The sequence below is a fragment of the Acidovorax sp. YS12 genome, assembly GCA_021496925.1.
In the GTDB taxonomy this organism is placed as follows: Bacteria; Pseudomonadota; Gammaproteobacteria; order Burkholderiales; family Burkholderiaceae_C; genus Paenacidovorax.
This window is the reverse complement of the sequence record CP053915.1, coordinates 3,871,045-3,885,729: the sequence shown is the minus strand read 5'-3', so window position 1 is coordinate 3,885,729 and position 14,685 is coordinate 3,871,045. Positions and strand designations below refer to the sequence as shown.

Annotated in this window: 13 protein-coding genes; 4 read left to right on the top strand and 9 right to left on the bottom strand. The window is 67.7% G+C overall.

Features of this window, described 5'->3' with window-relative positions:
* Positions 1-25 precede the first annotated feature (25 nt).
* The 3 genes from YS110_17420 to YS110_17410 all read right to left on the bottom strand — a co-directional run bounded on the left by YS110_17420 (position 26) and on the right by YS110_17410 (position 3,214).
* On the bottom strand, positions 26-196 hold the full coding sequence (locus YS110_17420; GenBank protein UJB66408.1) for a hypothetical protein: 171 nt from the start codon (positions 194-196) through the stop codon (positions 26-28).
* A 113-nt stretch (positions 197-309) separates the two neighbouring features.
* Positions 310-1,302 carry a porin gene (locus tag YS110_17415; GenBank protein ID UJB66407.1) on the bottom strand — a complete coding sequence of 331 codons (993 nt, stop codon included), beginning with the start codon at positions 1,300-1,302 and terminating at the stop codon, positions 310-312.
* A 232-nt stretch (positions 1,303-1,534) separates the two neighbouring features.
* The gene (locus YS110_17410; GenBank protein UJB66406.1) at positions 1,535-3,214 is read right to left on the bottom strand and encodes an MHS family MFS transporter; all 1,680 of its coding nucleotides are present in this window, start codon (positions 3,212-3,214) and stop codon (positions 1,535-1,537) included.
* A 315-nt stretch (positions 3,215-3,529) separates the two neighbouring features.
* Between YS110_17410 and YS110_17405 the strand changes: the two genes are divergently transcribed.
* Together YS110_17405 and YS110_17400 are read left to right on the top strand one after the other, a co-directional pair.
* Positions 3,530-3,838, top strand: a complete 309-nt coding sequence (locus YS110_17405) for a DUF485 domain-containing protein (protein ID UJB66405.1) — start codon at positions 3,530-3,532, stop codon at positions 3,836-3,838.
* A complete protein-coding gene (locus tag YS110_17400) occupies positions 3,835-5,571 on the top strand; it encodes a cation acetate symporter (protein ID UJB66404.1) in 1,737 nt (578 codons plus the stop codon). The genes YS110_17405 and YS110_17400 overlap by 4 nt, the downstream gene beginning before the upstream one ends.
* 100 nt (positions 5,572-5,671) lie before the next feature.
* Here the strand turns inward: YS110_17400 and YS110_17395 are convergent, their stop codons facing one another.
* The 3 genes from YS110_17395 to YS110_17385 all read right to left on the bottom strand — a co-directional run bounded on the left by YS110_17395 (position 5,672) and on the right by YS110_17385 (position 8,377).
* Entirely contained in the window at positions 5,672-6,127 is a 456-nt protein-coding gene (locus YS110_17395; protein ID UJB66403.1) for a D-tyrosyl-tRNA(Tyr) deacylase, read from the bottom strand.
* A complete protein-coding gene (locus YS110_17390; protein UJB67503.1) occupies positions 6,124-7,032 on the bottom strand; it encodes a cation transporter in 909 nt (302 codons plus the stop codon). The genes YS110_17395 and YS110_17390 overlap by 4 nt, the downstream gene beginning before the upstream one ends.
* Before the next feature lie 97 nt (positions 7,033-7,129).
* On the bottom strand, positions 7,130-8,377 hold the full coding sequence (locus YS110_17385) for an MgtC/SapB family protein (protein ID UJB66402.1): 1,248 nt from the start codon (positions 8,375-8,377) through the stop codon (positions 7,130-7,132).
* A gap of 168 nt (positions 8,378-8,545) precedes the next feature.
* Here YS110_17385 and YS110_17380 point away from each other — a divergent pair, with 168 nt between their 5' ends.
* On the top strand, positions 8,546-10,630 hold the full coding sequence (locus YS110_17380; protein ID UJB66401.1) for an EAL domain-containing protein: 2,085 nt from the start codon (positions 8,546-8,548) through the stop codon (positions 10,628-10,630).
* Positions 10,631-10,675: 45 nt separating this feature from the next.
* Positions 10,676-12,157: an AMP nucleosidase gene (locus YS110_17375; GenBank protein ID UJB66400.1), complete on the top strand. Its 1,482-nt coding sequence runs from the start codon at positions 10,676-10,678 to the stop codon at positions 12,155-12,157.
* 51 nt (positions 12,158-12,208) lie between these two features.
* Here the strand turns inward: YS110_17375 and YS110_17370 are convergent, their stop codons facing one another.
* The 3 genes from YS110_17370 to YS110_17360 are packed head-to-tail and all read right to left on the bottom strand — an operon-like array spanning position 12,209 to position 14,597.
* Entirely contained in the window at positions 12,209-12,778 is a 570-nt protein-coding gene (locus tag YS110_17370; GenBank protein UJB66399.1) for an aminodeoxychorismate/anthranilate synthase component II, read from the bottom strand.
* On the bottom strand, positions 12,775-13,101 hold the full coding sequence (locus YS110_17365; GenBank protein ID UJB66398.1) for a chorismate mutase: 327 nt from the start codon (positions 13,099-13,101) through the stop codon (positions 12,775-12,777). The genes YS110_17370 and YS110_17365 overlap by 4 nt, the downstream gene beginning before the upstream one ends.
* Positions 13,098-14,597 carry an anthranilate synthase component I gene (locus YS110_17360; protein UJB66397.1) on the bottom strand — a complete coding sequence of 500 codons (1,500 nt, stop codon included), beginning with the start codon at positions 14,595-14,597 and terminating at the stop codon, positions 13,098-13,100. Before YS110_17360 ends, YS110_17365 begins: the two co-directional genes overlap by 4 nt.
* Positions 14,598-14,685 lie beyond the last annotated feature (88 nt).

The window sequence follows — 14,685 nt, the reverse complement described above, 5'->3', positions numbered from 1 at the left end:
GTGGCGCACGCGGGCGCCGCCCCTGTCATGGCGCGCTGGCGGCGGAAGCCGGCGCTGCCGCGGGGGCGGGGTCCGGCACATGCATGGCTTCGGCGCCATGCTTTTCGCCGCCCATGTCCACCTTGTCGCCGGCCTTCATGATGACGAACAGCGACAACGCCGCGAACAGGATGAAACCGACCGCGATCTTCCACATAGCTTGTCTCCTTGTTGTGGTTGCAAAGGGCAAAAAAAAGCCCCACACCGCAGGGTGTGGGGCTTGGTGCTTTCAAGCACGCGGCACTGACGGCAGCCAGCGCATCGCCATGCTTAGAAGTTGTGGCGCACGCCCACGGCGAACGAGTTGAAGTTGTCGCCGGAGTTGGTCACGTTGATGTCGCTGAGCGCGCCATTGTTCACGCGGGTGTAGTAGCCGTACACCTTGGTGCGCTTGCTCAGGTTGTAGTTGTAGCCCAGGGTCCATTGGGTGGCGGCAGTGTCAGACACGTTGCTCCACTTGTTGGCGTGGCCCAGGTTCACGTGGAACTCGGAAGCGCCCATGGTGTACATGCCCGACAGGCGGAAGTTGTTGCGCGTGCCAGCGCCGGTAGCAACCAGCTGGTTGTCGTCCTTGTTGCGCTGGTAGTAGCCGCCGACCGTGAAGGCGCCGAAGGTATAGGCAGCGCGCAGGCCCACTTGGTAGTTGCTGTTCACGCCGCTGTAGCCAGCACCCAGGGCCAGGGCGCCCAGGTTGTAGTTGGCAGCCAGGTCGTAGCCGTACTTGCTCGGCGCATTGTTCTCGTGGAAGGTCATCGCGCCTTCCACGGTCAGGCCGCCGAAGCTGGGGGTGCGGTAGGCGATCTTGTTGGCCGTGCCCAGGGTGCCGAACCACACGGGATCGTAGTACAGCGCGTCGGACGAGGAACCCGTGTCATGGTTGTGCATGCTCACGTAGTCGGCCGTGGCGAAGTACGACTCGGGGAAGAAGTTGCCCAGGCGCACGGTACCGAAAGCGCCCGACAGGTTCACTTCGCTCTGGCGGCCGAAGTTCAGGCCACCGGTCGAGGAGGAGCCAGCGCCGTTGCTGGAGTCGAAGCCGCTTTCCAGCACGAAGCCAGCCTTCAGGCCGCCGCCCAGGTCTTCCACGCCCTTGAAGCCAAAGCGCGAGGAGTTGTTGAACATGCCGGTCTTGGTGACGTCGCCGTCCTTCTGGCGCTCCACGGTGGTGTTGACGCGGCCGTACAGCGTGACGCTGCTTTGGGCCATGGCGGAAGAGGCGCCGACAGCGGCGAGCAGGGCCAGCAGCAGATGGTTCTTTTGCATGTGATTTCCTTGAATGCTTGTATTCATCGATAAGGTGTAGGGGCAGGGCTGGCAGGGGGTCTCCGGACAACACACATGCAACTACTGCCGAAATTTTAGGCGCTTGGCCCGGCAATCCGGGCCAAGCGGCCCCAAAGTGATGCTTATCTGCAACATTCCATTCGCAAAATCGGTGAATTCGCGAAGGCTGTCATGCGGAAGACGCATTCCCCGGGGCGCCAGGGATCTGGCCTCAATCGTTGGCGTAGATGTCGACGTCCTTGGTTTCGCGCAGGAACAGCGTGCCGATCACCACGGTGATGCCCGCGATGATGATGGGGTACCACAGGCCGTTGTACATGTTGCCGGTCTGCGCCACGATGGCGAACGAGGTGGTGGGCAGCAGGCCCCCGAACCAGCCGTTGCCGATGTGGTACGGCAGGCTCATCGAGGTGTAGCGGATGCGCGTGGGGAACATTTCCACCAGCATGGCGGCGATGGGGCCGTAGACCATGGTCACCAGGATGACGAGGTAGGTCAGGATGACGATCATCAAACCCTTGTTCATCTTCGCCGGATCGGCCTTGGCGGGGTAGCCGTCGGCCTTCAGCGTGTCTGCCACGGCCTTCTTGAACTCGGCGTCCTTGGCCTTGGCTTCGTCGGCCGAGATGCCCTTGGAGGTATAGCTGGGGATGGTGTGGCTGCCGATCTTGATCACGGCCGGCGTGCCGGCGGGCGCCACTTCGTTGTCATAGCTCACCGAGCTGGCGGCCAGCACCTGCTTGGCCACGTCGCACGAGCTGGTGAACTTGGCGGTGCCGGTGGGGTTGAACTGGAACGAGCATTCCGCCGGGTCGGCGACGACGACGACCTTGTTCTTGGCCTGCGCGGCGGCCAGGTCCGGGTTGGCGGCCTCGGTCAGCGCCTTGAACACGGGGAAGTAGGTCACGATGGCCAGCGCGCAGCCCAGCATGATGATCGGCTTGCGGCCGATCTTGTCGGACAGCGAGCCAAAGACCAGGAAGAACGGCGTGCCCAGCACCAGCGCGCCGGCGATCATCAGGTTGGCCGTCACGGCGTCCACCTTGAGCTGCTGCGTCAGGAAGAACAGCGCATAGAACTGTCCGGTGTACCAGACCACGGCCTGGCCGGCAGTCAGGCCGAACAGGGCGAGCAGCACGATCTTCAGGTTCTTCCATTGGCCGAAGGATTCGGACAGCGGCGCCTTCGAGGTCTTGCCCTCGGCCTTCATCTTCTGGAAAGCGGGCGACTCGGACAGCTGCATGCGGATCCACACCGAGATGCCCAGGAGCAGGATCGACACCAGGAACGGGATGCGCCAGCCCCAGTCGTTGAACACGGCCTCGCCCATGACGGTGCGCGTGCCCAGGATGACCAGCAGCGACAGGAACAGGCCCAGCGTCGCCGTGGTCTGGATCCAGGCGGTGTAGGCGCCGCGCTTGCCGTGCGGGGCATGCTCGGCCACGTAGGTGGCGGCGCCTCCGTACTCGCCGCCCAGCGCAAGGCCCTGCAGCATGCGCAGGGCGATGAGGATGATGGGCGCGGCCACGCCGATGCTGGCGTAGTTGGGCAGGATGCCGACGATGAACGTCGAGATGCCCATGATCAGGATGGTCACCAGGAAGGTGTACTTGCGCCCGATCATGTCGCCGAGGCGGCCGAACACCAGTGCGCCGAAGGGCCGCACGATGAAGCCCGCCGCGAAGGCCAGCAGCGCGAAGATGAAACCGGAGGTCGGGTCCAGCCCCGCGAAGAACTGCTTGGCGATGATGGCCGCCAGCGAACCGTAGAGATAGAAGTCGTACCACTCGAACACCGTGCCGAGCGAGGACGCAAGAATCACCTTGCGTTCTTCGGGGGACATGGGGCGCGCAGCCGCCTTCCCCACGCCTTGAGCCGCGTTGATAGCCATTGCTTTGTCTCCTGTATTTATGAAACCACAGGCTTTTTTTGCTGCCTGCCGGGCCACTATCAGGCGGCCGACTGACGCCGCACTGACGCATTGCTTACGCAAGCTGACGCCCCGCTGAACCGAGACTTACAGCTTCAGCAGTAACCCTGACTTGGCGTTTTCTGATGTGAAAAACCAGCCGGAAGCCCACCAAATGCCGCGAAATTGCTGCAATGCAGCGCGTAAGCGAGCGGTCAGTACGGGTTCGCAGAATCCGCCCGTTTGTGCAAGGCCGCATGCCTTGCGCGGCACCATCCACCTAGAGAGGAGACAACCATGAGTGACCCGGTAGTTGAAAAGATTCAACGCCATCCGAAGTACCAGGAGCTGCGCGCGCGGCGCACCCCCCTGGGGGTCGTGCTGACGATCCTGATGCTGGTCGTGTACTACGGCTACATCGGCCTGATCGCCTTCGACAAGCCCTTCCTGGCCAAGCCCATCGGCGCAGGCGTGACCTCGCTGGGCGTGCCCATCGGCATGGGCGTGATCCTGTTCACCATCGCCATCACGGTGTACTACGTGCACGTGGCCAACAGCAAGTTCGACGCCCTGACCGAACAAATCATGAAGGACGTCACGAAATGAGCGGCTCCAAGACTCTCGCCAGCGCAGCGCTGGCACTCGCCGCCCTCGGCGCCGTGACTGCCGCGCAGGCAGCCGGTGCCGATGTGGGCCAGGCCGCCAAGCAGGAAACCAACTGGGTGGCCATCATCATGTTCGGCGTCTTCGTGGCCGGCACGCTGTGGATCACCAAGTGGGCCGCCGCCAAGACGCGCTCGGCCGCCGACTTCTACACCGCCGGCGGCGGCATCACCGGCTTCCAGAACGGCCTGGCGATCGCGGGCGACTACATGTCGGCCGCTTCGTTCCTGGGCATTTCCGCGGCCGTGATGGCTTCGGGCTACGACGGCCTGATCTACTCCATCGGCTTCCTCGTGGGCTGGCCCATCATCACCTTCCTGATGGCCGACCGCCTGCGCAACCTGGGCAAGTTCACCTTCGCCGACGTGGTGGGCTACCGCTTCGAGCAGCCCCCGATCCGCATGTTCGCGGCCTCGGGCACGCTGATCGTGGTGGCTTTCTACCTGATCGCCCAGATGGTCGGCGCCGGCCAGCTCATCAAGCTGCTGTTCGGCCTGGAATACTGGATGGCCGTGGTCATCGTCGGCGCGCTGATGATGGTGTACGTGCTCTTCGGCGGCATGACGGCCACCACCTGGGTGCAGATCATCAAGGCCTGCCTGCTGCTCGCCGGCGTGACCTTCATGGGCATCATGGTGCTGGCGCAGTACGGCTTCAGCCCCGAGGCGCTGTTCGCCAAGGGCGTCGAAGTGCGCACGCAGCTTGCCGCCAACACCGGCAAGACGCCCGAAGAGGCCGCCAAGGCCGGCCTGTCCATCATGGGCCCCGGCGGCTTCATCAAGGACCCGATCTCGGCCATCTCCTTCGGCATGGCGCTGATGTTCGGCACCGCCGGCCTGCCGCACATCCTGATGCGCTTCTTCACCGTGCCCAACGCCAAGGAAGCACGCAAGTCCGTGGGCTGGGCCACGGTGTGGATCGGCTACTTCTACATCCTGATCTTCATCATCGGCTTCGGCGCCATCACCCTGGTGCTCACCAACCCCGAAATGGCCGACACGGTCAAGGGCGTGATCAAGGGCGGCGCAGGCACGGCCAACATGGCCGCGGTGCTGGTGGCCAAGAGCGTGGGCGGCAACATCTTCTACGGCTTCATCTCGGCCGTGGCCTTCGCCACCATCCTGGCCGTGGTGGCCGGCCTGACGCTGTCGGGCGCCTCCGCCGTGTCGCACGACCTGTACGCCACCGTGATCAAGAAGGGCAAGGCCGACAACGCCGCCGAACTGAAGGTGTCGCGCATCACCACGCTGGCGCTGGGCGTCGTGGCCGTGGTGCTGGGCATCGCCTTCGAGAAGCAGAACATCGCCTTCATGGTGTCCCTGGCGTTCGCCGTGGCCGCATCGGCCAACTTCCCGCCGCTGATCCTGTCGATCCTGTGGAAGGGCTGCACCACGCGCGGCGCGGTGATCGGCGGCTTCATGGGCCTGATCTCCTCGGTGGGCCTGACCATCGTGTCGCCCTCGGTGTGGGAAGCCACGCTGGGCAACCCCGCCGGCTCGGCGCTGTTCCCCTACTCCTCGCCGGCCCTGTTCTCGATGGTCGCGGGCTTCGTGGGTGTGTGGCTGTTCTCCATCACGGACAGCAGCGCCCGCGCCAACAAGGAGCGCGAGGCCTTCGCAGCGCAGCAAGTGCGCTCGGAAACCGGCCTGGGCGCCGCAGGGGCCTCGGGCCACTGAGCGCGGAGCATCCGCCACGCGAAAAAAGGGGCTTCGGCCCCTTTTTTCTTTTTCAAGCAAAAAACGGCTCCAGCCCTTATGGAGAAAGCGCCAGCAGCTCTTATTTTGGAAGCATCGACGCGATACGCAGCGGGATCGTCACCGGCCCATCGTTGACCAGGTGCACCTGCATGTCGGCCGCGAACACGCCCGTGGCCACCTGCGGGTGCGCGGCACGCGCCCGGGCCACGAAATGCTCGTACAGCCTGCGCCCCTCGGCCGGGGCCGCCGCCCGGGTGAAGCTGGGACGGTTGCCACCCGCGGTATCGGCCGCCAGGGTGAACTGGCTCACGACCAGCAGGCCGCCGCCCACGTCCTGCAGGCTGCGGTTCATCTTGCCGTCGGCATCGCCGAAGATGCGCAGCTTCAGCACCTTGGCGAGCAGCTTGCCGGCCTCGGCCTCGCCATCGCCCTGCTCCGCGCACACCAGCGCCAGCAGGCCCGGGCCGATCTCGCCGACCACCGCGCCCGCGACCTCCACACGCGCCTGGCGCACCCGCTGCAGCAAGGCGATCATGCGGCCTTCCCTTGCGCCTCGGACTGCTCGAACACCGTGGCGGCCCCCACGGGCAGCAGCTCAATGGTGGCATGCAAGCCGGGCACGGTGTCCATCAGTTCGGACTCGACCGCCGCGCGCGCCTGCGCCGCGCGGCCCAGCGTCCAGCCCGCAGGCACATGCATGTGCAACTGCACATAGCTGCGCACCCCGGCACGGCGCGACACCAGGCTGTCGAAGCGCACCGCGCCGGCGCTGGCCTGGCTGTGGCGCAGCAGCACGGCCTCGATCTGGTCGATCAGATCCTGCTCCACCGCCTCGTCCATCAGGCCCTGCGCGGCACGCCACACCAGCGCGCCCCCCTCGTGCAGGATGTTCAGCGCCACGCCGATGCCCACGAGCGGATCGAGCCACAGCCAGCCCGTGGCCTGGGCTGCCGCCAGCCCCACGACCACGCCCACCGAAGTCCAGACATCGGTCACCAGATGGCGCGCGTCCCCTTCCAGGGCCACCGCACGGTGGCGCCGCGCGGTACGGAACATGGCCCAGGCCAGCAGCCCGTTGAGCCCGGTGCTGAGCATGGACAGCGCCATGCCCCAGCCGAGCTGCTCCAGCGGCTGCGGGTGCCACAGGCGCTGCACCGAGGCCCAGATGATCGCCACGCTCGCGCCGACGATGAGGATGCCCTCGAAGCCCGAGGAGAAATACTCCGCCTTGTGGTGGCCATAGGGGTGCTCCACGTCGGCCGGGCGCTCGGCCACCGTGACCATGGCCAGCGCGAACATCGCCCCCGCCAGGTTGACGAAGGATTCCAGGGCATCGGACAGCAGTCCGACCGATCCGGTAACCCACCAGGCCAGCGTCTTGAGCACGATGGTGAGCAGCGCCACCACGACGGACACGCGCAACAGGCGGCGCGGCGTCATCCAGGCGGTCATGGAAGCAGGGATGAATGCAGACACTGGGCAAGCGGAGGCGGAAGGACAGCGCCCGATTACACCAGATGCCCCGTACAGAACGGCTTTACACCAGTGACAGCACGGCGACGAACGCCGCCGTGTGCAGCAGCACCCCGCCCCCGGCCGCCAGGCCGTAACGCCAGCCGCCGCTGGCCCAGGCCACGGCGCACTTGCTCAGCGCATGCACCGACAGCGCCGCCGCCAGCGCCGCTTGCAGGCCCGGGCCGGCGGCGTCCTGCGGGCGCCCCTGCACCAGCACCGCGGCGACGGCCGCATGCACGTCGGCCAAGGCCGCCAGCAGCGTGCCGGCGAGCAGGCCGGCCTCGCCCCACCAGAGCCTCAAGGCGTGCACCAGCACCTGGATGCCCGTGAGCAGCACCGCGATCAGCAAGGCATCGCGCAGCCGGAACATGGGCGCGTCCGGCTCCGGCACGGCCCGCGCCGCCGGGCCGCCGCCGCGCAGCAACGCCCAGCCCCACAGCGCCGCCGCCAGCCCGCCCGCCAGCGCGGGCGCCCACAAGCGCCCCAGCCACTGCGGCTGCACCGTGGCGGCCACCGCCAGGATCTGCGCCATGGTGGCCACGCACGACAGCACCGCGGCGCCGCCCTGGCGCCGCGCGGGCTCCCGCCCCTCGCGCACCGCCACCCCGAGGCTGGCGATGGTGGCCGTGCTCGACACGAAGCCCGAGGCCAGCGCCGACAGCACCAAGGCATGGCGCGCAGCCAGCAGCCGCCGCCCCAGGTGCGCCAGGGACTGGATCAGCAGCAGCACGAGCACCAGCCGCACCACCACCTGCGGGTCCAGCACCTCGCCCCACAGGGGCCGGTGCGGCGCCAGCGGCAGCACCAGCAACGCCAGCGCGGCCAGCACCAGCGCGCCGCGCACCTCGGCGGGGCGCAGCCAGTCGCGGGCGAAACGGTGCAGCGCATCGCGCGCGGCCAGCAGCCCCGTCGCCACGACCGCCAGGGCCGCGCCCATGGGCAGGCTGTGGGCGCACACCACCCCGATCACATAGGCCAGCCACAGGGCGACCTCGGTAGTCACGCCCGGATCGCCCGAGCGGTCGCGCACATACGCGGCCACGGCCAGCGCCGCCACCAGGGCCGCGCCCACCGCGACCAGCGCCATGCCGCCCCACAGGGCCGCCGCCGCCCCGCCCAGGGCGGCAAGCGTGAAGGTGCGCACGCCAGCGAAGGCCCGCTGCGGCCCCCGGCCCTTGCGCCGCTCGCGCTCGATGCCCATCAGCAGGCCGCTGCCCAGCGCCCCCGCCAGCACGGCGGCGGCCGACGTGATTGCGCCCGAGGTTTCCATCGCCGGATTGGAGCATGACCGGACTGCCAGCAGGGATGCTCGCCGCCGGGCTGGCATGCCTTTGCCGTGCAAACCGTGGCAGCGCCTGGCGCAGCCCGTTCCTAGAGCTTTCACCCAGCCACACGCCGCAACGATTCGGCTATAACCGTTACAAAGATTGGGTAACACATGCCGGACCACCCCACCACACAGAATCAGGACGGCCTGGAAGCCCGCGCCAGCGGGTCACTGCTGCGTGTGGTGGCCGACACGGTACCGGCCAGCATGGCGTACTTCGAGGCAGAGACCATGCGCTGCCGCTTCGCCAATGAGCGCTACGCCCGCGCCACCGGCCACACCACGGCCTCCATCCTCGGCCTGACCGCCCGCGAAACCATCGGCGAGGACGTGTGGCAGAGCATCCAGCCGCACGTGGAACGCTGCACCACCGGCCAGCCGGTGCGCTACACCCGGCCGCACCACGATGCCGAAGGATCGCAGCGCATGCTGGAGGTGCACCTGATCCCGCACATCCAGGGCGGCCAGCAGCTCGGCACCTTCGTGCTGATCCACGACATCACCCACCATTGGCAGGCCGAGCGCGCAGTGCGCGACAGCGAGGAGCGCATGCGCAAGTTCAGCGCGGCGACGGAAGAGGCCATCGTCTTCCACCGCGACGGGCACATCACCGACGGCAACGAGGCGCTGGAGCGGCTGTGCGGCTACCCCTTGTCCGAGGTGCTGGGCACGATGGTCTTCGACTACATCTGCCCGGAGCACCGTGCCGCGGCCATCGCATACACCCGCGCCGGACGCGAAGACCCCTACGAAGTCACCATACTGCACCGCGACGGCCACGCCATCCCCGTCGAGGTGGTGGGCAAGACCATGCCCATCGACGGGCAGGAGTACCGCATCGTGGTCGCGCGCGACATCACGCTGCGCAAGCAGGCGCAGGAGCACATGGCCTTCATCGCGCTGCACGACCCGCTGACCCAGTTGCCCAACCGGCGCTACCTGATGGAGCAGCTGGAGAAGACCCTGGCGCGCCTGCGGCGCCAGCACGGGCATGCCGCGCTGCTGTTCATCAACCTGGACCATTTCAAGACCGTCAACGACTCGCTGGGCCACCACACGGGCGACTCCCTGCTGTGCGAGATGGCGGCGCGCCTGAAGGCCAGCGTGCGCACCTGCGACCTGGTCGCGCGCCTGGGGAGCGACGAATTCGTGGTGCTGCTGCCCGACCTGTCGGAAGCCCACGACGCCGCCGCCGTGGCCGACAAGCTGCTCGCGGCCATGGGCGCGCCCTGCCTGGCGGGCGGCCTGCCGGTCACGCTGTCGCCCTCCATCGGCATCAGCCGCTACCCCGAGGACAGCGCCGACGCCGAGGAACTGCTGCGCCACGCCGACCTGGCCATGCACCACGCCAAGGACAGCGGCCGCGCCAACCGCCAGTTCTACCAGCACACCATGGACGGCCGCGCCCCGCTGGAGGAGCTGCAACTGGAGCGGCTGCTGCGCGACGCCATCCAGCGCCACGCCTTCACGCTGCACTACCAGCCCCAGGTATGGCTGGGCGACGGCCGCCTGGCCGGGTTCGAGGCCCTGATACGCTGGCAGCACCCCGAGCGCGGCATCGTGGCGCCCGACGAATTCATCCCCTTCGCCGAAGCGCGCGGCCTCATCACCCCCATCGGCCGCTGGGTGCTGCACGAAGCCTGCCGCCAGCTCAAGGCCTGGCACGACGCGGGGCTGCCGCAGGTGCCGGTGGCCGTCAACCTGTCGGCCCTGGAGCTGCGCCAGCGCGACGTGGCGGCCGACATCCAGCAGGTGCTCGACGCCACGGGCCTGGCGCCCGAGTTCCTGGAAATCGAGATCACCGAAACCGTGCTCATGCAGCAGGGCACGGCTGCCGCCAGCATGCTCGCGGCCCTGCGCGCGCTCGGCGTGCGCGTGTCCATCGACGACTTCGGCACCGGCTACTCCTCGCTGGCCTACCTCAAGCGCTACCCCATCGACAAGCTGAAGATCGACCGCTCCTTCGTCACCGACACGCCGGGCAACGGCGACGACGTGGCTATCGTCACCGCCATCATCCAGATGGGCCACAGCCTGCAGCTCCAGGTGGTCGCCGAAGGCGTGGAAACCGCCGAGCAGCAGCACATGCTGCGCACCCTGGGCTGCGACCTGGCCCAGGGATGGAACCTGTCGCGCCCCCTGGCCGCGGCGCAGATCCCGGACTGGTGGCAGCGCTGGCGGCAGGCCGCAAACTGAAGCCCCACGCCGGCGAGCCGCCGGGCGGCCATGGACAATAACGCCATGGCCCTTACCACCACCTTCACCGCGCCCACCCAGCACAGCGACCCGGCCGAGGCGCTGGCGCAGATCCAGCGCATCTACCAGCAGCAGATCGAGCACCTGCGCGGCGCCATGCAGCGCTTCGTGCAGGGAGAGACACCCGCGCAGCCCGTGCGCGCCTTCTACCCCTGCGTGCGCGTGCACACCAGCACCGTGGCGCGCGCCGCCACCGCGCTGGCCTACGGCTTCGTCGAGGGGCCGGGCCACTACGAAACCACCCTCACGCGGCCCGACCTGTTCGCCTCCTACTACCTGGAGCAATTGCGCCTGCTGCGCGCCAACCATGGCGTGACGCTGGAAGTGGGCACCAGCAACCAGCCCATTCCTATCCACTTCTCGTTCGCCGAGCACGACCACGTCGAAGGCCAGCTCACGCCGGAGCGCCGCATGCTGATGCGCGACCTGTTCGACCTGCCGGACCTCTCGGCCATGGACGACGGCATCGCCAACGGCACCTGGTGCGCCCAGCCCGGCCAGGCGCAGCCGCTGTCGCTGTTCACCGCGCCGCGCGTGGACTATTCGCTGCACCGCCTGCGCCACTACACGGGCACGCTGCCCGAGTGGTTCCAGAACTTCGTGCTGTTCACCAACTACCAGTTCTACATCGACGAATTCGTGCGCCTGGGCCATGCCGAGATGGCGCGGCCCGGCAGCGAATACGTCGCCTTCGTCGAGCCCGGCAACGTGGTCACGCGCCGCACCGGCCTGGCCGCGGAGCCGGGCGACGCGCTGGGCGCGCCGCCGCCGCGCCTGCCGCAAATGCCCGCCTACCACCTGGTGCGCGCCGACGGCAGCGGCATCACCATGGTCAACATCGGCGTCGGCCCGGCCAACGCCAAGACCATCACCGACCACATTGCCGTGCTGCGCCCGCATGCCTGGCTGATGCTGGGCCACTGCGCGGGCCTGCGCAACAGCCAGCAGCTCGGCGACTACGTGCTGGCCCACGCCTACGTGCGCGAGGACCACGTGCTCGACGAGGAACTGCCGCTGTGGGTGCCGATTCCCGCACTGGCCGAGATCCAGCAGGCGCTGCAGCAGGCCGTGGCCGATGTGTCGCGGGTCGCGGAAGCCGACCTCAAGCGCATCATGCGCACCGGCACCGTGGCCAGCACCGACAACCGCAACTGGGAGCTGCTGCCCGACAACCTGCCCCAGCGCCGCTTCAGCCAGAGCCGGGCCGTGGCGCTGGACATGGAGAGCGCAACAATAGCGGCCAACGGCTTCCGCTTCCGCGTGCCCTACGGCACCCTGCTGTGCGTGAGCGACAAGCCGCTGCACGGCGAGATCAAGCTGCCCGGCATGGCCAACCATTTCTACCGCGAGCGCGTTCAACAACACCTGCTCATCGGCATGCGCGCCATCGACATCCTGCGCGACGGCGGCGTGCAGCGCCTGCACAGCCGCAAGCTGCGCAGTTTCGCGGAAGTGGCGTTCCAGTAATTTGGGAGTCAAAAAGGCTGCCAGCGCTTACCCATCAAGCGCTGGCAGCTCTCATTTTTGATCCAGGAAGTTCTTCAGCATGGCGTGGCCATGCTCGGTCAGGATGCTCTCGGGGTGGAACTGCACGCCCTCGATGGGCAGCGTCTTGTGGCGCACGCCCATGATCTCGCCGTCCTCCGTCCAGGCCGTCACCTCCAGCACCTCCGGGCAGCTCGTGCGCTCGATGGCCAGCGAGTGGTAGCGGTTCACCGTGAACTGCGCCGGCAGCCCGGCGAACACACCCTGTTGCGTGGTGGTGATGACGCTGGTCTTGCCATGCATGAGCTGCTGCGCCCGGATGATCTTGCCGCCGAAGGCCGCGCCAATGCTCTGGTGCCCCAGGCACACGCCCAGAATCGGCAGCCTGCCCGCGAAGTGCTGGATGGCGGCCACCGAAATGCCCGCCTCGGCCGGCGAGCACGGGCCGGGCGAGACCACCAGCCGGTCGGGCGCGCGCGCGGCAATGCCTTCGAGCGTGATCTCGTCGTTGCGGAACACCTCCACCTGCGCGCCCAGCTCGCCGAAGTACTGGACGATGTTGAAGGTGAAGCTGTCGTAGTTGTCAATCATCAAGAGCTTCATGGCTGGCCCTCCGGCGCGCGCAGGCGCGCGAACTCGCGGTGTTCGTAGGCGATGTAGGCCTCCATCATGCTGCGGTAGATGGCCTCGATCACGTCGGCCTGGCCGCCTTCCTGGGCGGCGCGCGCGCGCACGCGCGCCACGATGGCCTCGATGCGGTCCTCGTCGCGCACCTGGCTGTCGTGCTGCTTGAGGCGCGCGGCCTGGGTCATGTAGCCGCCGCGCGTGACCAGCAGGGGCACGAGCACGTCGTCCAGCGCATCAATGTAGCGGCGCACGTCCTCCATGGTGGTGCAGTGCTGCGTGTGTTCAATGGCGCGGGTCATTCCAGTCCTTCCTCTACCAGTTCCGCCGCGCGCAGCAGGGCGCGGGCCTTATGTTCGGTTTCCTTCCATTCCAGCTCGGGCACGGAGTCGGCCACCACGCCAGCGGCCGCCTGCACGTACAGCGTGCCGTCCTTGACGATGGCGGTGCGGATGGCGATGGCCACGTCCATGTCGCCCGCGTAGCTCAGGTAGCCGCAGGCGCCGCCGTACAGGCCGCGCTTGGTCGGTTCGAGCTGGTCGATCAGCTCCATGGCGTGCACCTTGGGCGCCCCGGTGAGCGTGCCCGCCGGAAAGGTGGCCTTGAGCACGTCAATGCTGCTCATGCCGTCGTGCAGGATGCCCTCGACGTTGCTGACGATGTGCATCACGTGGCTGTAGCGCTCGACCACGAAGGCCTCGGTCACCTTCACCGAGCCGGTCTTGGCGATGCGCCCGATGTCGTTGCGCGCCAGGTCGATCAGCATCACGTGCTCGGCGCGCTCCTTCGGGTCGTTCACCAGTTCCACCTCCGCCGCCTTGTCCTTCTCGGGCGTGGCGCCGCGCGGGCGTGTGCCTGCCAGCGGGCGGATGGTGACCTTGGTGCCCTCCTGCGTCTGCTCCTGGCGCACCAGGATTTCCGGGCTTGCCCCGACCACGTGGAAATCGCCGAAGTGGTAGTAGTACATGTACGGCGACGGGTTGAGCGAGCGCAGCGCGCGGTACAGCGACAGCGGGCTCTCGGTGTAGCGCTTGTGGATGCGCTGACCCACCTGCACCTGCATGAAGTCGCCGGCGGCGATCAGCTCCTTGGCTTGTTCCACGGCGGCCAGGTAGTCGGCCTTGGCAAAGCTGCGCTGCGCCGGGTGGCTCTCGCTGGGTTTGACCACGGGCGCGCTCACCGAGTACTTGAGCTGCTCCTTGAGCTCGCGCAGGCGCTTCTTGCCCCGGGCGTAGGCCTCGGGCTCGGCCGGGTTGGCGTAGACGATCAGGTAGAGCTTGCCCGAGAGGTTGTCGATGACCGCCAGCTCCTCGCACTGCAGCAGCAGGATGTCGGGGCAGCCCAGGGCATCGGGCGGGCAGGTGGCTTCGAGCTTTTTCTCGATGTAGCGCACCGCGTCGTAGCCGAAGTAGCCCGCCAGGCCGCCGCAAAAGCGCGGCAGGCCGGGACGCAGCGCCACCTTGAAGCGCTTTTGGTATTCGGCAATGAAGTCCAGCGGGTTGCCGCTGGCCGTCTCCACCACTTGGCCGTCGGTGACGACTTCGGTCTTGGCCGCAGCGCCGAAGCCGCTGGCGCGCAGCAGCGTGCGCGCGGGCAGGCCGATGAAGCTGTAGCGGCCGAAGCGCTCGCCGCCCACCACGGACTCGAGCAGAAAGCTGTGCTTGCCACCGCCCTGCGAATGGGCCAGCTTGAGGTAAAGGGACAGGGGGGTTTCGAGGTCCGCAAAGGCCTCGGCCATGAGCGGAATGCGGTTATAGCCTTGGGCCGCCAGGCTCTTGAATTCGAGTTCGGTGATCACGACAGGGAGGCTCCCAACAGGGACGGCGCGCGCGAGGGGATATGGAGGGTAGCGCCGCAGTTCATGAGGTCGGCCCGCACAGGGGGCC